Raw genomic sequence first — 22,545 nt, forward strand, 5'->3', positions numbered from 1 at the left:
ATCTGGCAGCCGGACGCGGTCAGTTCGGCGATCTGCTGGAGGGTGGCGCCGATGTCCGACGTACGCGTCGTCGTCATCGACTGCACCGACACCGGGGCGCCGCCCCCGACCGCGACCGGCCCGACCTGGATGCGGCGCGACGCCCGCCGCTCGGCGACCGGCCGGGGAGGTACGCCGGGAAGCCCGAGGGATACGGCGCTCATGCCCTCACTCCCGGTTCCCGGAGACCGTCTCGCGCATGGCGCGCAGGGACTCCTTCAGCGATCCCATGGTGGCCAGCACGGCGGTGGGCTCGTAGCCGCAGTGCGCCATGCAGTTGGCGCACCGGGGGTCCCTGCCGCGGCCGTACTTGTCCCAGTCGGTCTTCTCGATCAGCTCCCGGTACGTGGGCACGTAGCCGTCGCTCATCAGGTAGCAGGGGCGCTGCCAGCCGAAGAGGGAGTAGTTCGGGATCGCCCACGCGGTGCACGGGAAGTCGACCTTGCCCTCCAGGAAGTCCAGGAACAGCGGCGAGTGGTTGAGCCGCCACTTCCTGCGGTTGCCGCCCCCGAACGCCTTCTTGAACAGCTCCCGGGTCTGCTCCACGCCCAGGAAGTGCTCCTGGTCGGGGGCCTTCTCGTAGGCGTAGGCGGGCGAGATCATCATCTCGTCGACCTGGAGGTCGTCGTTGAGGAAGTCGAGCACCTCGATGATGGTCTGCGGGGTGTCGGTGTTGAAGAAGGTCGAGTTGGTGGTGACCCGGAAGCCGCGCCGCTTGGCCTCCTTGATCGCCGCCACCGCCTCGTCGAAGACGCCCTCCTTCGCCACCGACTCGTCGTGCCGCTCGCGCAGCCCGTCGATGTGCACCGCGAAGGCGAAATAGGGAGAGGGCGTGAACTTGTCCATCTTCTTGCGCAGCAGCATCGCGTTGGTGCACAGGAAGACGTACTTTCTCTTCGCCACCAACTGCCGCACGATCTCGTCGATCTGCGGGTGCATCAGCGGTTCGCCGCCGGCGATGGAGACCATCGGCGCACCGGACTCCAGTACCGCTCCCACGGCCTGGGCCACCGGCATGCGCTGCTTGAGCACGCCGGCCGGGTGCTGGATCTTGCCGCATCCCTCGCATTTCAGATTGCAGGCGAAAAGGGGCTCCAGCTCCACGATGAGCGGGAACTTGTCCCGTCTGCGGAGCTTCTGTTCGGCCAAATATGTAGCGACCTTGATGGACTGGCGCAGTGGCATGGCCATCTGGCTCACCTCCTGGGGAGCAGCAAAGAACGGTGCCATTCGTAGAAAGCGGGAAGGACGGAACGAAGAACGCGGAAAGCCGATATTCCACCGCGCAACGTGCCGATCCGGACGAGCTCGTGTTCTGGAGCGTCCACGACCACCCGGACGGCCGCAACCGGGCGCGCGCCGGTGCGGACAGCGCTCAGAAGCGTGGCCGCGGACTCCATGTCCACCGCGATCGCGCCGGTGGCGAGCAGGTCCGCGCGTTCGGGGCCGCGGACCACGTGGTCGGAGCCGGTGAGCGGCCCCGTGTGGACGGTCCGTCCGGGCAGTGTCCGGGCGAGTTCCTTGACCAGCCGGTCGGTGCCGACGCAGCCGACCGTACCGCGCGGGTCCCGGGTCTCCTCGGCGACCACCAGGTCACCGGGGTGCATGCCCGGGGCGAGCCCCGCGCAGAAGCCGGTGGCCAGCACGGCGGCGCCGGCGAGCACCGGGTCGGCCAGGACCCGGGTGACGGACCGCTCGGCCGACCGGGGCCCCATGCCCGTGCGCAGCACGGTCACGGGCCCGTCGGCGCCGCCGCGGTCGCCGCCGCGGTCGCCGGCGCGCAGGGCGAGGTGCTCGATGCCGAGCGCGCAGGCGATCAGCAGCGGTGCCGGGGCGGAGGGGGTGGGCATCAGCCGGCCTTCGCCTCGGCGCGGGTCCGGCCGGCGGTGTGCCGGGCGAGGACGGCGGGTTCCCCGTGCACGTACCGGCCGAGCGCGGTGAGCGGGAAGACCTGGCGGTACAGGTGGTAGTTGATGGAGAAGTCCCAGGGGAAGCCGGTGCCGGTGAAGTACGGCTCGTCCCAGGAGCCGTCCTCGCGCTGGGTGGCGGCGAGCCAGGCGATACCGCGTTCCACCGCCCTGGACTCCCGCTCCCCCGCCGCCAGCAGGGCCATCAGCGCCCACGCGGTCTGCGAGGCGGTGGAGGCGCCCCGGCCGCTCCACTCCCGGACGTACCGGTAGGAGCGCAGGTCCTCGCCCCAGCCGCCGTCGTCGTTCTGCACCGACTCAAGCCAGGCCACCGCGCGGCGGATCGCCGGGTGCGAGGCGGGCAGTCCGGCGGCGACCAGGGCGGGTACCACCGAGCCGGTGCCGTAGACGTAGTTGACGCCCCAGCGGCCGAACCAGGAGCCGTCGGCCTCCTGTTCGGCGAGCAGCCACCGGATGCCGCGCCGGGTGCGCGGGTCGTGGGCGAGGCCCTCGGCGGCGAGCATCTCCACGACGTGCGCGGTGACGTCGGCGGACGGCGGGTCGATGACCTCGCCGAAGTCGCAGAACGGCAGCCGGTTGGGGAACGGGCTGGTGTTGTCGACGTCGAAGGCGCCCCAGGCGCCGTTCTTCGACTGCATGCCGAGGTTCCAGCGCACCCCGCGGCCGATGGCCTTCTCCACCCGCTCCGGGTCGTGGTGCCGCACCCGGCGCAGCGCGAGGACGACCTCGGCGGTGTCGTCGATGTCGGGGTAGTTGTCGTTGTGGAACTCGAACGCCCAGCCGCCGGGCGGCAGTCCGGGCCGCTTGACCGACCAGTCGCCGGGGCGCACCACCTGCTCGCCCAGCATCCAGTCCGCGGCCTTGACGAGCTGGGGGTGGTCCGCGGGCAGACCGGCGTCGGCCAGCGCGATGGTGGCCAGGCAGGTGTCCCACACCGGGGACTGGCACGCCTCGATCATGCGGGCGCCGTCCTCGCGCCACACCGCGAACCGGTCCAGCGATTCGAGGCCCGCGCGCATCACGGGGTGTTCGAGGTCGTAGCCCAGCAGGTACAGGGCGATGACCGAGTACACGGCCGGGGGCTGGATGCCGCCCCAGCAGCCGTCGTTCTCCTGCCGTTCGATGATCCAGCGGGCGGCGGCGTTCATCGCGGCGCGGCGCACCTTGCGCGGGGCGACCTTGCGGAAGGCGTGCAGCGCCTTGTCGATGCGCTGGAAGGCGCCGTCCCAGGTCGCGGCGGGGGCGAGCGGGCGGGCCGGATCGGGCTGCGCGGGGTCGATGTGCAGCTCGTCGAGGGGGAAGGGGGCGGGGCGGACCGGGCGCTTGGCCGACACGACGGTCAGCGGCACGATGGTCTGCCGGGCCCAGCAGCCGAAGTCGTAGATGTTCAGCGGCATCCAGGTGGGGAACCAGATGAGTTCCGGGGGCAGTTCGGGCAGGTCCTCCCACTTCCACCAGCCGAACAGGGCGAGCCAGATCCGGGTGAAGACGCGGGCGGCGGCGATGCCGCCCCGGGCGCGGACCCAGCGGGCGGCCCTCGCCATGTGCGGCGCGTCGGGCGGGTCGCCGGCCAGTCTCAGGGCGACGTACGCCTCGACGGTGGCGGACAGGTCGCCGGGGCCGCCGTAGAAAGTGGCCCAGGTGCCGTCCTCGCGCTGCTCGCCGCGGATGAACAGGGCGGCGGCCCGCACGGTGTCCTCGTCGAGGATGCCGAGGAACTGGCGGAGCAGCAGGTCTTCGGCGTCCATGGTGACGTTGGTCTCCAGGTCGCCCTTCCACCAGCCCTCCGCGTCCTGCCGGGAGAGCAGGAAGTCGGTGGCGCGCCGGGTGGCGCGGGCGGCGGCTTCCTGCACCCCGGCCGCCTCGGGGATCGTGCGGGCGGTTTCACTGGCCGCGGCTGCGCGGGGCGGGAGGGTGGCCCCGGTGCTTCCGTCGGTCGTCGCTGTCATGGCTTCCCCTTCGTGCAGTGTGCGTGTCTGCTGTGGGTCCGCCGTCGGCCGGTGCCCGGGGCACCGGCCGGCGACTACGCGAGGGCGGTTCGACCGATACCGGTCATCTCTTCCGTACGACGACGAAGTCGGCGAGCGCCGTGAACCGGTCCCGGACCGCGCCGGGCATGTCGACGGCGTCGAGGGCTTCGATGGCGATGGTGTGCTGGCGACGCGCCTCCTCGGCGGTCCAGTCCCGTCCGCCCGCCTTCTCGATGAGGGCGGCGCGGGCCGCGAACTCCTCCTCGGAGAAGTTCTCGAAGTCGCTGCTGCCGGCGTCGGCGGCGAGGAGTTCGCCGAGCCGCTCGGCGGCGGCGCCGTCGGCCGCGAGGGCGGCGACGACCGGCAGGGACTTCTTGCGCTGGCGCAGGTCGCTCCAGGTCTGCTTGCCGGTGGCCTCCGGGTCGCCCCAGATGCCGAGCAGGTCGTCGACGGCCTGGAAGGCGAGGCCCAGGTGGTAGCCGTACTTCTCCAGCGCGTCGGCGGTGCGGTCGTCGGCGCCGCCGAGGACCGCGCCGATGGAGCTGGCGCAGGCCAGCAGGGCGCCGGTCTTGTTGCCCTCCATCTCCAGGCACTCCTCGACGCTGACCCGGTCGCGGTGCTCGTAGGAGATGTCCTGCGCCTGGCCGTCGATCAGGGCGCGGGTGGCGGTGGTCAGCCGGCGGGTGGCGCGGCCGGCCTCGACGGTGCCGAGTTCCAGCAGGATCTCGTTGGCCAGGGCGAACAGGGCGTCGCCGACCAGGATGGCCTGGGCGGGGCCGTGCACCTTCCAGACGGTGTCGCGGTGCCGGCGCTGTTCGTCGCCGTCCATCAGGTCGTCGTGCAGCAACGAGAAGTTGTGGACCAGTTCGACGGCGACCGCGCCGGGCACACCCGTCTCGGGCGCGGCACCGGTGACCTCGGCGGAGAGCACCGCGAGGGCGGGCCGGACGGCCTTGCCGCCGTCGCCGGCCGCCGGGTTGCCCTGGGCGTCGATCCAGCCGAAGTGGTAGGCGGCAACGGTGTCCATGGGAGGCGCCAGACGGTCGACGGCCGCCCGCAGGACCGGCGTGGCCAGGGTCCGGCCGCGCTCCAGCAGCGCGGTCACGTCCACCGTGGTCCGTCGGTCGGCCGCCGGGGCCGGGGGCACAGTCTCTCCTCCAGTTGCGGTACCGGGGGTGCGGTCGGTGCCACGCGATTCGGTTCTCACGCGGCCTCCTCGAAGAAGTCGGGGAGGACGTCGCGGGACCGGCCCAGGGCGTCGAGCGCGGCGCCCGCCGCACCGACACCGCTGCGGACCGCACTCTCCATGGTCGCGGGCCACCCGGTGGCGGTCCACGCTCCGGCCAGGTACAGGCCGGGTGCCTTGGTGCGGGCGCCGGGCCTCAGCCGTCCGACGCCGGGGGCGGGGGCGAACGTCGCGGTGCGCTCCCTGGTCACGAAGAAGTCCTTCACCTCGGCGCCCCGGGCCCGGGGCAGCAGCCTCTCCAGCTCGGGCAGGTAGCGCTCCCGCAGCACGGCCACGGGCTGGTCGATCTCGTCCTGGGCGGCCGACTGCGACACGGCCAGGTACTGGCCCTCCTTCAGACCGGAGGCGTCGGTGCGGTCGAACACCCATTGCAGGGGGGTGCCGAGCGCGGTGAGGAACGGCGCGTTCAGCACCTTGCGGTCGTAGACCACGTGGACGTTGAGGATCGGCGCGTTCCCCATCCGCAGCAGTCGGCCGGGGTCGTCCAGGGCGCCCTCGGGGAGCAGGCCGTGCGCCTCGTGCTGGGGGACGGCGAGGACGACGGCGTCCGCGTCGAACCGCTCGCCGGGGACCTGGACGCGCCATCCGCCGTCGTCGTCGGCCAGGACGGAGGTGACGCGGGTACGGACCTCGGTGCGGACGCCCGCGGCGTCGAGCGCCTCGCGGGCCAGCTTGTCGTGCAGGTCGCCCAGGGGCACGCGGGCCCAGCCGATGTCCGCCGCGCCCGGGTCGGACAGCAGACCGGTCTTGAACACCATCGCGGCCAGCCCCAGGGAGGCGTCGCCCGCGACCGCGTTGAGGGTGGCGACCCCGACCAGGTCCCACAGGGCCTCGACGGCACGCGGCGACTGCCCGTGCGCGGCCAGCCAACTGCCGAAGTCCTGGGCGTCCAGGCCCGGATCGGCGAGGTCGAGCCGCTTCAGCGCGAGCGCGGCCCGGCCCACCCGGGCCCGGTCGGCGAGCGGCAGGTGCGGATACGTGGCGAGGCCGCGCCCCAGGTGCAGGGGCACCGGCAGCGGGTCCCGCCGCAGCCTGCCCAGGCGCCGGCCCTCGGGCCTGGTCACGTCGACCACGGGTACGTCGAGACGGTCCTGCAGCGGAGCGAGCGCCGTGCCCCCGACGCGGTCGAGGAACCAGCGGTAGGCGGTGCAGCAGCGCAGGTACACGTGCTGACCGTTGTCGACGCTCAGGTCGCCGCGCCGGAAGGAGAAGGCGAGTCCGCCCAGGCGGGGCCGGCTTTCCAGGAGGGTGACGCGGACACCCGCGTCGGCCAGCGCGAGGGCGGCGGTGACACCGGCCAGCCCGCCGCCGACGACGACGGCGTGTCCGCCGGGGCGCGTGGTGACGTCCGAGAGCGCTCCCTCGGACCGCGTGCCGTTGTCGTGGGTCATCGTGCGCCCTTCCCCGCGCGGTGGCCATGGCGGGTGAGCGGCGCCCGGCCGGCCGTTTCCGTCAGGGACGCGGCAGGCCGGCGCGGGGTTGCCCGCTGTGTCTCCCCGGTGGCGTCACCCTGGACCGGAGTGTCCATCAGACGCGCCTCCTGACCGTCCGGCGCGTCACGTGCCGGGCGTCCAGGCCGGACAGGCCGCGCACGGCGACGTACGCCTTCTCGCGGCCGGGCAGCGAGACCCGGCCGCGCAGCACGGCCTCGGGGTCGCGTTCGATGCGGTCCAGGAGCCGGCGGTAGATGCCGGCCATGGCGGCGACACAGGCGCCGCTGCGCCGGTCGAGCATGGGCAGCAGCCGGTAGCCCTCGGCGAAGAGGGCGCGGGCCCGACGCACCTCGAAGTGCACGAGGCCCGCGAAGTCGGAGCCCTCCGGTGGCCGCGGCCCGCTGAACCCGGCCGAGCAGCCGAACTTGGCGAGGTCGTCGGCGGGCAGGTAGGTGCGCCCGCCCTCGGCGTCCTCGCGCACGTCCCGCAGGATGTTGGTGAGCTGGAGGGCGAGGCCGAGGGTGTCGGCGTACTCGGGAGCGCGTTCGGCGCCGCGCGCTCCGGGTTCGGTGCCGAAGACGCCGAGCGAGAGCCGGCCGATGGCACCGGCCACGCAGCGGCAGTAGACCTTCAGGTCGTCCCAGGTCTCGTAGGTCTCGCCGCGCAGGTCCATCTGGACGCCGTCGATCAGTTCGTCGAGGCCGCCGAGCGGGATGGGGAAGCGCCGGGCGGCGTCCGTGAGGGCGACCGCGACCGGGTCGGTGTCGTCCTCGTCGACCGCGCCCTCGCGGACCCGGCTCAGCAGCGCCCTGGTCTCCTCCAGCCGGGCCGTCTTGACGTCGGCGGCGAGCGGGCCGTCCCCGATGTCGTCGACCCGGCGCGAGAAGGCGTACAGCGCCGACATCGCCCGCCGCTTGGGCGTGGGCAGCAGCCGGATGCCGTACGCGAAGTTGCGGGCCTGCTGTCCGGTGACGGTCTCGCAGTAGCTGTAGGCGGCGAGTACCGGTGCGGACGCGGGTTCTGGCTCCACCGTCCGGATCACCCCTTTCCTCGCAGAGTCACGCCCGCCTCGCGCAGCAACTGGACCTTGCCGGGCTTGGGCGGGCCGGGAAGTACGTCGAAATCGGCGGCGGCGATCGCCCGGATCGCCGCCCTTCCCCCCGCCACGAACCCCGCGAGCAGCAGCCGGAGTCTGCCGTGGACGCTCCCCACCAGGGGGGCGCCCTGGTCCAGGAGATCGCGGGCGCGTTGCGCTTCGTAGGCAATCAGGGCGCGCACCGACGCGCCAGCGCTTTTCGCGGCAAGGTCGGCCTCCGTGACGTGGAACCGCTTCATGTCCTGGGCGGGCAGGTAGACCCGGTCCCGGCCGAGGTCCTCGGCGACGTCCTGGAGGTGCTCGACGATCTGCAGGGCCGTGCAGATCTCGTCGGAGCGGCGGACCCGTTCGGGCGTGGCGGTGCCGGTGACGGCGAGGACCAGCCGGCCGACCGGGTTGGCCGACAGCTCGCAGTAGGCGAGCAGGTCGTCGTAGGTCTCGTAGCGCCGCACCGACTGGTCCTGGCGGTTGGCGGCGATCAGTCCGAGGAAGGGCCCGGGGGTCAGCGAGCGGCGGCGCACGGTGGGCCGCAGACGGCGCAGGATCGGGTGGCGCGGGGTACCGTCGAAGACCCGGCGCAGATCGGCCTCGAAGGCGTCGAGGAGGACGAGGCGGTCCCCGGCCCGTTCGTCGGGGACGCCGAGGAGGCGGGCGTCGGCACCGCCGGGGGCCAGGTCGCCGTCGCCGATGTCGTCGACCAGACGGGCGAAGCCGTAGACGGCCATGAGGTCGGCGCGCCAGTCCCGTGGGAGGAAGAAGGGGGCCACCGGGAAGTTCTCGCCGGCGGCCTTGGCGAGCGTGCCGCGCTCGGTGTCGGCGGCGCGCGCCGCGGGGGTGAGGGTCACGGGCGGCCGCCCGGGACGTGACCGGCACATGCTTCGGGGAGGTGGGGAGTTTCCGTAGCCATTGCCGTCACATCTCCCGTTCTACACTGCCTACGCAATACACACTATTTCGGACACGCCGCCCGGCCGCCCGTGCGGCAGCCCTGGCTGAGGGTGTCGGGCATTATCGCCCCATGTGCCGCGTTTCGGGACCGGTACAGCTTACGTTGTACCGGTCATCGAGCCGCGCGGGGGGCGTTCGCGCATCACAACAACACACCGATTGCCGTCAAGATTCCTGCGGGGAGCGGGAGTTGACGTTTCCTTTGCGGAAGCGCGGCTACCTGGCCGTGAACTTCTCGTACTCCTTGAGCACCTCGTCGGTGGGCCCGTCCATCCGCAGCTCGCCGCGTTCCAGCCACAGCACGCGGTCGCAGGTGTCACGGATCGACTTGTTGTTGTGGCTGACCAGGAAGACCGTGCCGGCCTCCTTGCGCAGCTCGCGGATGCGGTTCTCGGAGCGCTTCTGGAACTTGCGGTCGCCGGTGGCCAGCGCCTCGTCGATCATGAGGACGTCGTGGTCCTTGGCGGCGGCGATGGAGAAGCGCAGCCGGGCCGCCATGCCGGAGGAGTAGGTGCGCATCGGCAGGGTGATGAAGTCGCCCTTCTCGTTGATGCCGGAGAAGTCGACGATGTCCTGGTAGCGCTCCTTGATCTGCTCGCGGGACATGCCCATGGCGAGGCCGCCGAGGATGACGTTGCGCTCGCCGGTCAGGTCGTTCATCAGCGCCGCGTTCACGCCCAGCAGGGAGGGCTGGCCGTCGGTGTAGACCCTGCCCCGCTCCGCCGGGAGCAGGCCGGCGATGGCCCGCAGCAGGGTCGACTTGCCGGAGCCGTTGGAGCCGATCAGGCCGATGGCCTCGCCCCGGTAGGCGATGAAGGAGACGCCCCGCACGGCGTGCACCTCGCGCACCCCGCGCTCCTCGCCCCGCTTGACGATCCGGCCGAGAGCGGCGGTGGCGCTGCCCTTGCCGGTGCGGGCGCCGTTGACCCGGTAGACGATGTGCAGGTCGTCGGCGATGACGGTGGGGACCGCCTCGCCCCGGGGACGCTCCGGGGACCGCTCAGCCACGGCCGTACCTCTCCTCGGCCTTCCAGAAGTACACGAAGCCGACCACCCCGGCCAGCACCGCCCAGCCCAGGGCGAAGGCCCACACGTGCGGCGGCAGGTAGGAGGAGCCGTAGCCGTCGATCAGCGCGAAGCGGACCAGGTCCATGTAGATGGCGGCGGGGTTCCACTGGAGGACGTCGGCGAGCCAGCCCGGCACGTCCTTGCCGGCCAGCATGGCCGGGATGCTGAACATCACGCCGGAGGCGTACATCCAGGTGCGCATCACGAACGGCATCAACTGGGCCAGGTCGGGCGTCCGGCTGCCGGCCCGCGCGAAGATCAGCGCCAGGCCGGTGTTGAAGACGAACTGGAGCGCCAGGGCGGGCACCACCAGCAGCCAGGACAGGCCCGGAAAGCTGCCGAACGCGATCATGACGATGACCAGCACGATCATCGAGAACAGCAGTTGCTGGAGCTGCTGCAGCGCGAAGGAGATCGGCAGCGAGGCCCGGGGGAAGTGCAGCGCCCGCACCAGGCCGAGGTTGCCGGAGATGGCCCGCACGCCGGCCAGCACCGAGGACTGCGTGAAGGTGAAGACGAACACGCCGGTCACCAGGAACGGCACGTAGACCTCGTGCGGGATGCCCCGGCGGGCGCCGAGCAGCAGGCCGAAGATGAAGAAGTACACCGCCGCGTTCAGCAGCGGGGTGGCCACCTGCCAGAGCTGGCCCAGCTTGGCCTGGCTGTACTGGGCGGTCAGCTTCGCCTGGGAGAAGGCGATGATGAAGTGCCGCCGCCCCCAGAGCTGACGGACGTACTCGACGAGGGAGGGGCGGGCACCGCTCACGGACAGCCCGTACTTGGCGGCGAGCTCGGCCGCCGTCAGGTCCTCGTCGGGTGACACGGGCTTGGTCAGGGCGACCGGGCCGTCGTGCGTTGTCTCACTCACTGGTGGAAACTTTCGTCTTCGGGATGCCCGGCCCGTGCGGGCGTGGGCGGTGAGCGCCGTGGCCCGTGCCCGAGCCGCCCGGACGCTCGGGTACGAGCTTGTCAGATCACCGGGGGCCGGCCCAGTCGGGTCAGCCGCCACACCGTACGCCACTTCATCGGGCGGCGGGGTCCGCACGGGGTGGCCCAGCCTTCCCGGAAGCCGCCGAACCACGCCTTCAGCGCCGGGCGCGAGGGGCGGCGCACCAGGGTGAGCAGCAGCCAGACGCCGAGGTAGACCGGGACCAGGAGGGCGGGCAGGTTGCGGCGGGCCAGCCAGACGCGGTTGCGGGCGACCATGCGGTGGTAGACCGCGTGCCGGGAGGGCGCGGTCGTCGGGTGGTACAGCACCATGTCGGACCGGTAGTCGATCATCCAGCCCGCGTCCAGGGCCCGCCAGGCCAGGTCGGTCTCCTCGTGCGCGTAGAAGAACGCGTCCGGCAGCCCCCCGACCTCCTGGAGCACCTGGGTACGGACCGCGTTGGCGCCGCCGAGGAAGGTGGTCACCCGGGAGGAGCGCATCGGGTCGGCGGCGCGCAGCCGGGGGACGTGCCGGCGCTGGGTGAGGCCGGTGTCCGGGTCGGCGATCCGGAAGCTGACGATGCCGAGCCGCGGGTCGGCGGCGAACGCCTCCCGGCACAGTTCGGCGGTGTCGTTGCGGGCGAGCAGGCCGTCGTCGTCGAGGAAGAGCAGGATGTCGACGTCCCGGCCGCCGGGGCCGAACGCCTCGATGCCGACGTTGCGTCCGCCGGGGATGCCGAGGTTCTCGGGGACCTCGACGGTGCGCACCCCGTCGGGGACCTCGGGGACGGGCGAGCCGTTGCCGACCACGACGACCTGGACCGGGTCGCCGTCCTGCTTGGCGACGGAGTCGATCAGGGCGCGCAGCTCGTCGGGGCGGTTGCCCATGGTGATGATGACGGCGCCGACCTTCATGGAGCGGCTCACTTCAGCCTGCTGGAGGCGAGGACGGACACCAGGTGCAGCAGGGTCTGGAGCAGGGCGATGCCGGCCAGTACGGCGGTGCCGAGGCGGGTGAAGAACAGGTCGCCGCGGGCCGCGTCCACGATCGCCAGGACCAGGATCAGCAGGGACGCCTCGATGCCGAGGATGAGGCGGTGGAACTTGAGGGCGGCGGCGGCCCGGCGGGCCAGCGCCATGCCGGAGGAGCGCATCTCGGCGGCGGCCTCCTTGACCGGCTCCTTGCCGGCCTGGTGCCGGGCGACCTGGACCAGGTCGGTCTCGGCCTTGATCAGAATGGCGCCGAGGGCGGCGAGGGTGCCGAGGAAGGCCCACAGCCAGTCGATCCGCCCGGTGCCCCACAGATCGGCGGCGCGCAGGCCGAGGCCGACCAGGACGGCCGCGTCGGTGAGGTAGGCGCCGACCCGGTCCAGGTAGACCCCGCCGAGGGAGTACTGCTTCTTCCAGCGGGCGACCTCGCCGTCGACGCAGTCCAGCAGCAGGTACATCTGCACGCAGACCACCCCGAGGACGGCGCCCGCGATCCCCGGCACCAGCAGGGCCGGGGCCGCGAGCACGCCGAAGACGGTCATCAGATACGTGAGCTGGTTGGGCGTGACCCTGGTGTTCACCAGGTAGCGGTCGACCCGCAGGGACACCTCACGCATGTAGAGGCGTCCCATCCAGTGCTCACCGCTGCGCCGGTCCTTCACCCCCGCGGGGTGCACGACCGGACGGAGTTCAGCTACCGATGGCCTTGACATAGTCGGCGTAGATGTCCTTGATCTGTGGGGTCTTGAGGTCGAGGTGTTCGAGGATCGTGTACCGGCCGGGGCGGGTCTCGGGAGCGAACTCCACCACCCGGACGAACTCCTCCGGGGTGAAGCCGATCTCCTCCGGCAGCACCGGAAGTCCGTGCCGGCGCAGGACCGAGGCCATGTGGGCCGATTCCTCGTGGGCCCCGCGCAGGTACATCGCGAAGGCCGCGCCGATCCCGCACTGCTCGCCGTGGGCGGCGGCGCGCTTGGGGTAGAGCAGGTCGAAGGCGTGGTTGATCTCGTGGCAGGCGCCGGAGGAGGGGCGCGAGTCGCCGGAGACGGACATGGCGATGCCGGTGAGGACCAGCGCCTCGGCCAGGACCTGGAGGAAGGTGTCGTCGCCGACGCCGCCGGGGTGGCGCAGCACCGCCTCGCCGGCCTGCCGGGCCATCGCCGCGGCGAGGCCGTCGACCTTCTCGCCCTTGACGCGGTGGGCGAGTTCCCAGTCGGCGACCGCGGAGATGTTGGAGATGGCGTCGCCGATGCCCGAGCGGACGAAGCGGACGGGTGCCTCCCGGATCACGTTGAGGTCGATGACGACCGCGATCGGGTTGGGCACGCCGTACGAGCCGCGGCCCGCGTCGTTGTCCAGGGTGGCGACCGGCGAGCACAGGCCGTCGTGCGCGAGGTTGGTGGCGACGGCGACCAGCGGCAGGCCGACCCGGGCCGCCGCGAACTTGGCGCAGTCGATGATCTTGCCGCCGCCGAGGCCCACCACCGCGTCGTAGTGGCCGGCCTTTATGTCGCCGGCCAGCCGGACCGCGTCGTCGATGGTGCCGCCGCCGACCTCGTACCAGGTGGCGCCGGGCAGCGAGGGGGCGATCCGCTCCCGCAGCCTGGCCCCGGAGCCGTTGCTGACCGCGATGGCCAGCTTGCCGGACTGGGCGATCCGCTCGTCCGCGAGCACGCCCGCGAGGTCGTCGAGGGCACCCGCGCGGATGTCCACGACGATCGGCGAGGGGATGAGCCGGGTCAGTACTGGCACGCGATCTCCCGTCCGCGGGCGAGATCGTCGTGGTTGTCGATCTCCACCCACTTGACGTCGCCGATCGGCGCCACGTCGATCCGGAAGCCGCGGTCGACCAGCTCCTGGTAGCCGTGCTCGTAGAACTGCTGGGGGTCGGTCTCCCAGACCGTCTTCAGCGCGTCGGCCAGCTCGGGCGCCGCGTCGCCCTCGATGAGGGTGACGCCGATGTACTCGCCGGTGGCCTCGGCGGGGTCCATCAGCTTGGTGATCTTCGTCAGGTTCCCCTTGGCGGGGTCGACGACGACCTTCATCTCCTCGTCGGCCAGCGACTTCACCGTGTCCAGGGCGAGGATGATCTTCTTGCCGTCACCGCGGGCCGCGAGCAGGGTCCGCTCGACGGAGACGGGGTGCACGGTGTCGCCGTTGGCGAGGATCACGCCGTCCTTGAGGGCGTCCCGGCCGCACCACAGGGAGTAGGCGTTGTTCCACTCCTCGGCCTTGTCGTTGTCGATCAAAGTGAGCTTGAGGCCGTACTCGGCCTCCAGCGCCGCCTTGCGCTCGTACACGGCCTCCTTGCGGTAGCCGACGATGACCGCGACCTCGGTCAGGCCGATCTCGGCGAAGTTGCCGAGGGTGAGGTCGAGGACGGTCGGTTCGCCTTCTATGCCCGCGGGCCCCACCGGCACCAGCGCCTTGGGCAGGCTGTCGGTGTAGGGGCGCAGGCGCCGTCCGGCGCCGGCCGCGAGCACGAGGCCGATCATGCGGTTTCTCCTTCATCGTGTACGGCGGGTGATCCGGCCCGGTGGGCGGAGACCCAGTAGCGGATGCTCTCGAAGAGCACCAGCACGGCCACGGCCACGGCGAGCACCGTGAGCGCGGTCCAAAACCGCGAGGCGGTCAGCACCGCGGCCAGCACGGTGACGAGCAGGGTCCGCCCCTCGTGTCCCCCGATGGCACGCACCAGCCGGGCCGGGGGTGCCCCGGCGCCGCCGCGGATGCGGTACACCGTGTCGTAGTGATGGTAGGCGACGGCCGCCACCAGCCCGAAAGCCGCGGGAAGGGCTCCGTTCACGTCCGCCCGCGCGGCCAGCAGCAGGACGGTGAGGTACTCGGCGGCGCGGAAGAACGGCGGGACGAGCCAGTCCAGGGCGCCCTTGAGGGGCCGGGCGACGGCGGCGGCCGAGGCGAGGGCGTACACAGCGGCGGCGACGACCGGCCAGGGGGAGCCGAAGCCGGTCAGCGCGGCGGTGGCGACGACGGCGGCGGCGCCGACGAGGGCCACCGCGGGGGCCAGGCCGCCGGGCAGGGCGCGCGTCACCCGGGCCAGGCCCGCGGCGACGGGCCCGCTGTCCGCGAGGTCGGCCAGCGCGCGGGCCGCCCGGTCGGTGCGGCGGGCCCTGCTGTTCAGCGAGCGCAGGACGCGGCCGGCCGTGGTGTACGTGGCGGCGAAGGCGCAGCCGGTCAGCAGCACCCAGAAGGTGATCCGGGGGGTGGTGACGGCGGTGAGGACGGCGATCAGCGCCCAGCGCTCGCCGATCGGCAGGACGATCATGCGGCGGACCCAGACCGTCCAGCCGACGCTGTCGAGCCTGCCGGAGAGGGCGGCGGTGGGACTGGTGTTGTCCGTGGCGTCGGTGCCCGTGACGTGGGCCTCGTTGAAGGAGAAGTCCACCACGTGCCGGCAGGTCTGCAGGACCATCGCGCCGAGGGCGAGGGCCCATACGTCGTCGCCGCCGCGGGCCGCGCCGAGGGCCAGGCCGGCGTAGTAGGCGTACTCCTTGGCGCGGTCGAAGGTCGCGTCGAGCCAGGCGCCGAGGGTGGAGTACTGCAGCGAGTAGCGGGCGAGCTGCCCGTCGGTGCAGTCCAGGACGAAGGAGGCGATGAGCAGCACACCGGCGGCGACGAAGCCGCCGCGGGTGCCGGTGGCCGCGCAGGCCGCCGCTATCAGGGCGGTGAGCAGGGAGGCGGTGGTGACCTGGTTGGGGGTCAGACCGCGGCGGGCGCACCAGCGGGCGATGTAGCGGGAGTACGGGCTGACGCAGAAGGTGGTGAAGAAGCCGTCGCGGGCCTTGACCGCCGACTTCAGGCGGACCGCCTCGTCGTCCACGGCGGCGACGGCCTGCCGGGCCTCGTTGGCGGCCTGCGGGTCGGCCGGGACGCGGGCGACCAGGCTGCCCAGCTCGGGCCGGTGGACGCCGGCGCCGTCGGCGTCGAGGGCGGTGACGATCCGGTCGGTGAGGCTGTCCACGAGGGTGGTGCCCCCGGCCGCCTCCTGGCGGGCGAGGGCGCGGGCCAGGGCCGGACGGGCGGCCGGCTGGGCGGTCACGGCGCCGGGGATCGCGGCCAGCGGGAAGCGGGGGTCGGTGAGGCCCAGCCGCAGGGCGTGCGGATGGCCGACGAAGCGGGCGTCGACCACGGCGACGCGCTCACCGCCGGGCACCGCCGCGAGGAGCGTGCCGGCGCCGGCCGCGTCGGCCGCGTGGCGGACGTCGAAGCCGAGCGCCCGCAGATCGCCCTCGATCGACGATCCGGGGACCGGCTGACCGGTCAGGATGGCGGTCGACAACCGAACTCACTCCCTGGGTGCCGACGCCGTGCGCGCCGGGCCTGTGCATGGTGGGCGCCCGTGCCTGCGACACCCGGGCGGCATGTCGGCAGAGGCTATCGGATGACCACCACGCCGCGTTCACCGCACGTTCGGCGGCCGGTCGACGCGCATTGCACGCACCTTTGCCGCGATCATCATCGGGGATCGGGGGCCCGGCTCACAAACCGTGCTCCCAGAACGGTCATCGGGGGACATCGCGCCCGCCCCGGTGAGCTGCGCATAGGGTGGACGACCATGACGTGGCTGATCACCGGCGGTGCCGGGTACATCGGGGCCCATGTGGCGCGGGCCATGAGCGGCGCCGGGGAGCGGGTCGTGGCGCTGGACGACCTGTCGGCCGGGGACGCCGGGCGGCTACCGGCGGACGTACCGCTGGAGCGGGGTTCGGTGCTGGACGGCGTACTGCTGCGGCGGGTGCTGGCCGAGCACGCGGTGACGGGCGTGGTGCATCTCGCGGCGCGCAAGCAGGTCGCCGAGTCGGTGGCCCGGCCGACGTACTACTACCAGGAGAACGTGGGCGGCCTCGCCACGCTGCTCGACGCCGCCGCCGAGGCGGGGGTGGGGCGGTTCGTCCTCTCCTCGTCGGCGGCCGTCTACGGCGACCCGGGCACCGAGCTGATCACGGAGGACGCGCCCTGCGCGCCGGTGAACCCCTACGGCGAGACCAAGCTGGCCGGGGAGTGGCTGGTGCGGGCGGCGGGCCGGGCGCACGGCATGGCGACCGTGTGCCTGCGGTACTTCAACGTGGCCGGGGCCGCCGCGCCGGAGCTGGCCGACACGGGCGTGTTCAACATCGTCCCGATGGTCTTCGACCGGCTCACCCGCGGCGAGGCCCCCCGGGTCTTCGGCGACGACTACCCGACGCCGGACGGCACCTGCGTACGGGACTACATCCATGTCGCCGACCTGGCCGAGGCGCATCTGGCGGCGGCCCGGTACCTGGCGCGGCCTCGGGCGGCCGGGGACCTGACGGTGAACATCGGGCGCGGCGAGGGCGTCTCGGTGCGCGAGATGATCACGGTGATCGGCGAGGTGACCGGCGACCGGCGCCCGGCCGTGGTCGAGCCGCGCCGCCCGGGGGACGCGCCGCGAGCGGTGGCGTCGGCCGCTCGGGCCGCCGGGACGCTCGGGTGGACGGCCCGGCGGGGGGTACGCGAGATGGTCGAATCGGCATGGCTCGGGTGGCGGGCGCACCACGGCCGATGACCGCCGAAACGCTCTGACCTGCGTAACGTTTCCGCAGGTCAGAGCAGATGACAACGGTGTTCAGCGTCGCATTGCCGGATACCCCCCACCCGTAGTTCACTGGGCCCCCCGGACGGACACGGAAAGGCGGCTGCCATGGGGGCAGGGCACGATCACGGGCACGCGCACGGCGGCTCCGCGGGCGGTACGGCCACGGCCGCCTACCGGGGCAGGCTGCGGGTGGCGCTGGGGATCACGCTCACCGTCATGGTGGTGGAGATCGTCGGCGGGGTGCTGGCCGACTCCCTCGCGCTGGTGGCCGACGCGGCGCACATGGCGACGGACGCGCTGGGGCTCGGCATGGCCCTGCTGGCGGTCCACTTCGCGGGCCGGCCGGCCACCGGGCGGCGCACCTTCGGCTACGCCCGCGCCGAGATCCTCGCGGCGCTGGCCAACTGCCTGCTGCTGCTCGGGGTCGGCGGCTATGTGCTGTACGAGGCGGTCGACCGGTTCGTCACGCCGGCCGGCACCGAGGGCGGGCTGACCGTCTGGTTCGGCGTGATCGGCCTGGTGGCGAACACGGTGTCGCTGGGGCTGCTGATGCGGGGCCAGGCCGAGAGCCTGAACGTGCGGGGCGCGTTCCTGGAGGTCGCGGCGGACGCGCTGGGCTCGGTGGCGGTGATCGTCTCGGCGCTGGTGATCGTGACGACCGGCTGGCAGGCGGCCGACCCGATCGCCTCGCTGGTGATCGGTCTGATGATCGTGCCGCGGACCGCGAAGCTGCTGCGGGAGACCCTGGACGTGCTGCTGGAGGCGGCGCCGAAGGGCGTCGACATGGCGGAGGTGCGCTCGCACATCCTGGCGCTGGACGGGGTGGAGGACGTGCACGACCTGCACGCCTGGACGATCACCTCGGGGATGCCGGTGCTCTCCGCGCACGTGGTGGTCAGCTCCGAGGTGCTGAACGCGATCGGCCACGAGAAGATGCTGCACGAGTTGCAGGGGTGCCTGGGGGTCCACTTCGACGTGGAGCACTGCACCTTCCAGTTGGAGCCCGGCGGGCACGCGGAGCACGAGGCGCGGCTGTGCCACTGAGGCATGGCCGCGGCGGCGAGGCGGACCTGCGCCTTCGGGGGCGCGTTCACCTTCGGGGGCGCGTTCGACTTCGGAGGGCGCGTTCGACTTCGGAGGGTGTGTTCGTTGGGGGTGCGCGCCGGGGGACGCGGCCGTCCGCCCTTCCGTGGGCGGCCACGGCAGCGGCGGGTCCGCCCCGGACGGTTCCCCGTCCACCGCGCCGGGCAGCATCCTCCTTCGGGCGACCTGCCCGGCGTCGGCCGGTGAGGCCCGTGCGGTGCGCGCCGGGTCCGCGTGGGACATGCGCGAGCCGTGAAGTGCCGGGGCCGCCGGGACAGTGCGGCACACTGGGGACGCGAGGACCGATGCGAAGGATGGGTATGCCGATCACACCTGCCACCGTGACGCACAGTTCGTCGAACGATTCCGCGGGCGCGATCCTGCTGGAACTGGTCGACGAGAACGGCGTGACGATCGGCACCGAGGAGAAGCTCGCCGCGCACCAGCCGCCGGGCAGGCTGCACCGCGCCTTCTCCGTGTTCCTGTTCGACGAGCGCGGCAGGCTGCTGCTCCAGCAGCGGGCGCTGGGCAAGTACCACTCCCCCGGTGTGTGGTCGAACACGTGCTGCGGTCACCCCTACCCCGGTGAGGCGCCCTTCGCGGCGGCGGCCCGGCGGACGTACGAGGAGCTGGGGATCTCCCCGTCGCTGCTGGCCGAGGCGGGCACGGTGCGCTACAACCACCCGGACCCGGCCTCGGGGCTGGTGGAGCAGGAGTACAACCACCTCTTCGTGGGCCTGGTGCAGGCACCGCTGCGGCCCGACCCGGAGGAGGTCGCCGAGACGGTGTTCGTCACCCCGGCCGAGCTGGCCGAGCGGCACGCGGGGGACACCTTCTCCGCGTGGTTCATGACGGTGCTGGACGCGGTCCGTCCCGCGGTCCGCGAGCTGACGGGCCCGTCCGCCGGCTGGTGAGGGAGGGCGCCTAGGACGTGGCGGGCTTGAGCGGCAGAGTGGCCCAGATCACCTTGCCGCCGCTCGCGGTGCGGGCGACCTGGCAGGTCCCGCCGGCCTCCCGGGTGATCTCCCGGACCAGCAGCAGGCCCCGGCCGCCGGTGCGGCCGTGGTCCGCTTCCAGGGCGGTCGGCCGGTAGGGGTGGCCGTCCTCCACGGAGACCCGCACCCACTCGGCGCCGACGGCGACCTCCACGGCGAGCCGCGGGGAGAGCACCGCCGCGTGCCGGACGGCGTTCGTGACCAGCTCCGAGACGATCAGCAGGAGTCCCTGGACCAGGTCGTCGGAGACCGGGACGCCCTGGCGCCGCAGCAGGTCCCGCACGGCGTGCCGGGCCCCCGGGACGGAGGCGTCGACGGCGGGGGCGGTGAACCGCCACACCCCTTCGTACGGCAGCGGGTCCGCGGGGCCGGGTCCGCGCCCGTCGTCGTCCATCGCCCGGTCGCCACCCTCGCGCTCGATTGTCGCCACGTCACCGAGTGTTGGCAGTGGGACGCTCCGCCCCGGACTTCTGATCACAAGTCGACGGGTATCGAACACTTCTGAACGTTGCCGTATGCCGCGGTCAGTTGTCGGACTGCTCCTGTCCCCGTTGCGCCGGCCCGGCGGACCGTTCCGGTGGTACGGGTCCGGCGGCCCGGCCGCCCGGTCCGTCCCCGGCGCCGCCCTCCGCGGCGAGCCGGTCGGAGACCATCGAGACGATCCGTCGCCCGCCGAAGCCGGTCGCGATCAGCCCGAGGCCGTCGAAGAGCAGCGCCAGCGAGAAGAAGGTGCCGATCACGTACTGGCTGCTGCTCGGCCAGGAGATCAGCACCAGGACGCCCAGGAGCAGGTCGAAGGCGCCGAGCAGCAGCGTCCAGCCGAACTGCGGGCCGCGCACCACCACGCTGCCGACCAGCCGGAACAGTCCCGCGGTGAGGAACAGCAGCGCGGCGAACATGGTCAGCGCGGTGGCCGCGGCGTGCGGCTTGGTGATGACCACCACGCCGGCCGCGAGGTTCAGCGCGGCGACGATGACGCCGAGCCAGAAGAAGCTGCCGCCGCGCGACTGGACGGCGTGCAGCAGCCCGACCACCCCGCCGACCAGCAGCAGCCAGCCGAACAGCAGCATCGAGGTGAGCGTCGCGACCCCGGTGTACACCAGGCCGACGAGTCCGGCGATCACCAGCGGGACGCCCAGGGCGGTGAGCCGGCCGAAGCCCCGGCTGAGCTTGGCGGCGCCGGGCGGGGACTTGGCGGACCTGGTCATGGGCTGCGCCTCCTCGGGCCTCTCCCCCACGGGTACCCTCTGCCTCCCCTTCTGCCCGCGCCGCCCGCCTCCTACCGGCCCCGGCGCGCCGACCGGCCGGTAACATCCGGCGCATGGAGCCTGAGCTGCGGCATCACGTCACCGGCGCGGTGGCCACCGTCGTCATCGACCGTCCGGCCAAGCGGAACGCCATGACGGCCGCGATGTGGCGGGCGCTGCCCCCGCTGCTGGACGTCCTCGCGGCCGACCCGGCGGTCCGGACGCTGGTGCTCACCGGCGCGGGCGGGACCTTCTGCGCCGGGGCCGACATCACCACGCTGCGGGAGGCGCCCGAGGAGGCGCAGCAACTGGCGGTGGCGGCGGAGGAGGCGCTGGCCGCCTTCCCCAAGCCGACGCTGGCGGCGGTCCGCGGGCACTGCGTGGGCGGCGGGACCCAGCTCGCCGCCGCCTGCGACCTGCGGTTCGCCGAGGAGGGCGCGGTGTTCGGGGTGACCCCGGCCAAGCTGGGGGTCGTCTACCCGGCCTCCGCCACCCGGCGGCTGGCCGCCCTGGTGGGCCCGGCCACCGCGAAGTACCTGCTCTTCTCCGGCGAGTTGATAGGCACCGAGCGGGCGCTGCGCACCGGGCTGGTCGACGAGGTGCTGCCCGCCGGGGGGCTGGCGGCACGGGTCGCGGAGTTCACCGGGGTCCTGGTCTCCCGCTCGGCGCTGACCCAGGCCGCGGCGAAGGAGTTCGCGGACGGGCGCACCGGCCGGGACGCGTACTGGGCCGCGCGGGCGCGGGGCAGCGGGGACACCGCGGAGGGCGTGGCCGCGTTCCTGGAGCGCCGGGCGCCGCGCTTCACCTGGAACGGGCCGGCCTGATCCCGGCAGGGGCGTCGCGTACATACTGAGCGGTTGGTAACGTGCCCGGCATGACGACTGCCGCGATCGACCGGCGCCCTGGCCGCCGCTGTCACAATGCCCTCAACACGCTGCACTCGACGCACTACTTCTCCCCCGACCTCGACCGGGAGCTGGGCGCGCTCGGGATCACCGACCCGAGGGCCGTCAACTTCGCGACGCGGGCCGCCGCGCTGGGCCCGGTCGGGCCCGGCACCGTGACGGCGGCCTTCTACAACTACAAGTACGAACTCGTCGCCCGGCACGTACCGGCCGTCTGGGAGACCGCCCGTCCGGTGGAGGTGCTCGCGGCACGCACGCGTGCCGTCGACGCCACCCTGCGCCGCCTGCTGGGCGCGGAGGTGCTGGCCTCGGCCGAGATGGCGGAGGCCGCCGAACTGGCGCTGCGGGCCGGTGAAGCCTGCTCGCGCCCCGCCCGGCCGCTGTACTCCGCCCACGCCGATCTGCCCGTCCCCGAGGAACCGCACCTGGCGTACTGGCACGCCGCGACCCTGCTGCGCGAGCACCGCGGCGACGGGCACCTCGCCGTGCTGACGGCCGCCGGGCTGGACGGTCTGGAGGCGGTGGTGACGCACACCGCGACCGGCCGGGGCCTGGCCCCGAAGTGGGTGCTCAGCACCCGTGGCTGGACCGCCGGCGAGTGGGACGCGGCGGTCGGGCGACTGCGCGGGCGGGGGCTGCTCGACGCCGCCGGGGAGCTGACCGAGCGGGGCGCGGCGCTGCGCGCGGAGATCGAGGAGGAGACGGACCGGCTGGACGCGGCGCCCTACGAGCACCTGGGCGCGGCGGGCGTGGCGCGGCTGACCGACCTCGCCACGGCCTTCGCCCGCGCGGCGGTCGCCGCCGGCGCCTTCCCCGCGGACCTGTTCGGAAAGGGCTGACAGGGGGACAGTGCGGGGCGGCCCGGCATGCCGGGCCGTTCTGGAGGTACCCGTAACCGTGCCGGCCGATCGGCCGGGCAAGGACAAGGGAGGCTCTCGTGTTCCGTGCCATCGCAGATGTGCTGCGTCAGATCGGCGGCGCCATCGCCACCGTCGTCACCCTGCCGTTCCGGGCGCTGGCCCGGCTGTTCGGCGGAGCGTCCGGTTCGGCCCGCGGCCACCGCGCCTGACGCGCCGTACCCCCGGCCCGCCC

General features: G+C 73.2%; 24 protein-coding genes. 6 read left to right on the forward strand and 18 right to left on the reverse strand.

The window, feature by feature from the left end:
• The 16 genes from ACFY32_RS16450 to ACFY32_RS16525 form a co-directional block, all read right to left on the reverse strand.
• Positions 1–203, reverse strand: a 203-nt coding sequence (locus tag ACFY32_RS16450) for a flavodoxin-dependent (E)-4-hydroxy-3-methylbut-2-enyl-diphosphate synthase (protein ID WP_359201450.1), incomplete at its 3' end; no start/stop codon positions are given.
• A gap of 4 nt (positions 204–207) precedes the next feature.
• Positions 208–1,230, reverse strand: a complete 1,023-nt coding sequence (gene hpnH, locus ACFY32_RS16455) for an adenosyl-hopene transferase HpnH (RefSeq protein WP_359201452.1) — start codon at positions 1,228–1,230, stop codon at positions 208–210.
• Between the two features lie 5 nt (positions 1,231–1,235).
• Entirely contained in the window at positions 1,236–1,889 is a 654-nt protein-coding gene (locus tag ACFY32_RS16460) for a 1-hydroxy-2-methyl-2-butenyl 4-diphosphate reductase (protein ID WP_359201454.1), read from the reverse strand.
• On the reverse strand, positions 1,889–3,916 hold the full coding sequence (shc, locus tag ACFY32_RS16465; RefSeq protein WP_359201456.1) for a squalene--hopene cyclase: 2,028 nt from the start codon (positions 3,914–3,916) through the stop codon (positions 1,889–1,891). Before shc ends, ACFY32_RS16460 begins: the two co-directional genes overlap by 1 nt.
• Before the next feature lie 103 nt (positions 3,917–4,019).
• The gene (locus ACFY32_RS16470) at positions 4,020–5,084 is read right to left on the reverse strand and encodes a polyprenyl synthetase family protein (protein ID WP_359201619.1); all 1,065 of its coding nucleotides are present in this window, start codon (positions 5,082–5,084) and stop codon (positions 4,020–4,022) included.
• Positions 5,085–5,140: 56 nt separating this feature from the next.
• The gene (gene hpnE, locus ACFY32_RS16475) at positions 5,141–6,574 is read right to left on the reverse strand and encodes a hydroxysqualene dehydroxylase HpnE (RefSeq protein ID WP_390674528.1); all 1,434 of its coding nucleotides are present in this window, start codon (positions 6,572–6,574) and stop codon (positions 5,141–5,143) included.
• Positions 6,571–6,711, reverse strand: coding sequence for a DUF6380 family protein (locus tag ACFY32_RS16480; protein ID WP_359201460.1), 141 nt, complete (start codon positions 6,709–6,711; stop codon positions 6,571–6,573). Before ACFY32_RS16480 ends, hpnE begins: the two co-directional genes overlap by 4 nt.
• Positions 6,711–7,658 carry a presqualene diphosphate synthase HpnD gene (hpnD, locus tag ACFY32_RS16485; protein WP_359201462.1) on the reverse strand — a complete coding sequence of 316 codons (948 nt, stop codon included), beginning with the start codon at positions 7,656–7,658 and terminating at the stop codon, positions 6,711–6,713. The genes ACFY32_RS16480 and hpnD overlap by 1 nt, the downstream gene beginning before the upstream one ends.
• Positions 7,655–8,557, reverse strand: a complete 903-nt coding sequence (gene hpnC, locus ACFY32_RS16490; RefSeq protein WP_390674529.1) for a squalene synthase HpnC — start codon at positions 8,555–8,557, stop codon at positions 7,655–7,657. Before hpnC ends, hpnD begins: the two co-directional genes overlap by 4 nt.
• A gap of 319 nt (positions 8,558–8,876) precedes the next feature.
• Positions 8,877–9,668: an ABC transporter ATP-binding protein gene (locus ACFY32_RS16495; RefSeq protein WP_359201466.1), complete on the reverse strand. Its 792-nt coding sequence runs from the start codon at positions 9,666–9,668 to the stop codon at positions 8,877–8,879.
• Positions 9,661–10,596 (reverse strand): ABC transporter permease, encoded by a 936-nt coding sequence (locus ACFY32_RS16500; RefSeq protein ID WP_359201468.1) that lies wholly within the window; start codon positions 10,594–10,596, stop codon positions 9,661–9,663. Before ACFY32_RS16500 ends, ACFY32_RS16495 begins: the two co-directional genes overlap by 8 nt.
• 101 nt (positions 10,597–10,697) lie before the next feature.
• Positions 10,698–11,570 (reverse strand): glycosyltransferase, encoded by an 873-nt coding sequence (locus ACFY32_RS16505; RefSeq protein WP_359201621.1) that lies wholly within the window; start codon positions 11,568–11,570, stop codon positions 10,698–10,700.
• Positions 11,571–11,578: 8 nt separating this feature from the next.
• A complete protein-coding gene (locus ACFY32_RS16510) occupies positions 11,579–12,358 on the reverse strand; it encodes a CDP-alcohol phosphatidyltransferase family protein (RefSeq protein WP_190205187.1) in 780 nt (259 codons plus the stop codon).
• Positions 12,336–13,397 (reverse strand): iron-containing alcohol dehydrogenase family protein, encoded by a 1,062-nt coding sequence (locus ACFY32_RS16515; RefSeq protein ID WP_359201471.1) that lies wholly within the window; start codon positions 13,395–13,397, stop codon positions 12,336–12,338. The genes ACFY32_RS16510 and ACFY32_RS16515 overlap by 23 nt, the downstream gene beginning before the upstream one ends.
• Positions 13,385–14,140 (reverse strand): phosphocholine cytidylyltransferase family protein, encoded by a 756-nt coding sequence (locus ACFY32_RS16520; RefSeq protein ID WP_359201473.1) that lies wholly within the window; start codon positions 14,138–14,140, stop codon positions 13,385–13,387. The genes ACFY32_RS16515 and ACFY32_RS16520 overlap by 13 nt, the downstream gene beginning before the upstream one ends.
• Entirely contained in the window at positions 14,137–15,945 is a 1,809-nt protein-coding gene (locus ACFY32_RS16525; RefSeq protein ID WP_390674530.1) for a DUF5941 domain-containing protein, read from the reverse strand. The genes ACFY32_RS16520 and ACFY32_RS16525 overlap by 4 nt, the downstream gene beginning before the upstream one ends.
• 276 nt (positions 15,946–16,221) lie before the next feature.
• Here ACFY32_RS16525 and galE point away from each other — a divergent pair, with 276 nt between their 5' ends.
• From galE to idi, 3 genes are all read left to right on the forward strand, one after another.
• Positions 16,222–17,193, forward strand: a complete 972-nt coding sequence (galE, locus tag ACFY32_RS16530) for a UDP-glucose 4-epimerase GalE (RefSeq protein ID WP_359201477.1) — start codon at positions 16,222–16,224, stop codon at positions 17,191–17,193.
• Positions 17,194–17,328: 135 nt separating this feature from the next.
• Positions 17,329–18,267, forward strand: a complete 939-nt coding sequence (locus ACFY32_RS16535) for a cation diffusion facilitator family transporter (RefSeq protein WP_359201479.1) — start codon at positions 17,329–17,331, stop codon at positions 18,265–18,267.
• Between the two features lie 359 nt (positions 18,268–18,626).
• Positions 18,627–19,220 (forward strand): isopentenyl-diphosphate Delta-isomerase, encoded by a 594-nt coding sequence (gene idi, locus ACFY32_RS16540; RefSeq protein WP_390674531.1) that lies wholly within the window; start codon positions 18,627–18,629, stop codon positions 19,218–19,220.
• A gap of 10 nt (positions 19,221–19,230) precedes the next feature.
• On the opposite strand, the gene ACFY32_RS16545 is transcribed toward idi, so the two are convergent.
• Positions 19,231–19,731, reverse strand: coding sequence for an ATP-binding protein (locus ACFY32_RS16545; protein ID WP_390674532.1), 501 nt, complete (start codon positions 19,729–19,731; stop codon positions 19,231–19,233).
• A 94-nt stretch (positions 19,732–19,825) separates the two neighbouring features.
• On the reverse strand, positions 19,826–20,509 hold the full coding sequence (locus ACFY32_RS16550) for an HdeD family acid-resistance protein (protein ID WP_390674533.1): 684 nt from the start codon (positions 20,507–20,509) through the stop codon (positions 19,826–19,828).
• Between the two features lie 113 nt (positions 20,510–20,622).
• Between ACFY32_RS16550 and ACFY32_RS16555 the strand changes: the two genes are divergently transcribed.
• The 3 genes from ACFY32_RS16555 (at position 20,623) to ACFY32_RS16565 (ending at position 22,522) form a co-directional block, all read left to right on the forward strand.
• Positions 20,623–21,372: an enoyl-CoA hydratase/isomerase family protein gene (locus ACFY32_RS16555; RefSeq protein WP_359201487.1), complete on the forward strand. Its 750-nt coding sequence runs from the start codon at positions 20,623–20,625 to the stop codon at positions 21,370–21,372.
• Between the two features lie 50 nt (positions 21,373–21,422).
• Positions 21,423–22,292 (forward strand): hypothetical protein, encoded by an 870-nt coding sequence (locus tag ACFY32_RS16560; RefSeq protein ID WP_390674534.1) that lies wholly within the window; start codon positions 21,423–21,425, stop codon positions 22,290–22,292.
• A 98-nt stretch (positions 22,293–22,390) separates the two neighbouring features.
• The gene (locus ACFY32_RS16565) at positions 22,391–22,522 is read left to right on the forward strand and encodes an LPFR motif small protein (protein WP_260844787.1); all 132 of its coding nucleotides are present in this window, start codon (positions 22,391–22,393) and stop codon (positions 22,520–22,522) included.
• Positions 22,523–22,545 lie beyond the last annotated feature (23 nt).

Source organism: Streptomyces sp. NPDC000134, from assembly GCF_042899225.1.
Classification (GTDB): domain Bacteria; phylum Actinomycetota; class Actinomycetes; order Streptomycetales; family Streptomycetaceae; genus Streptomyces.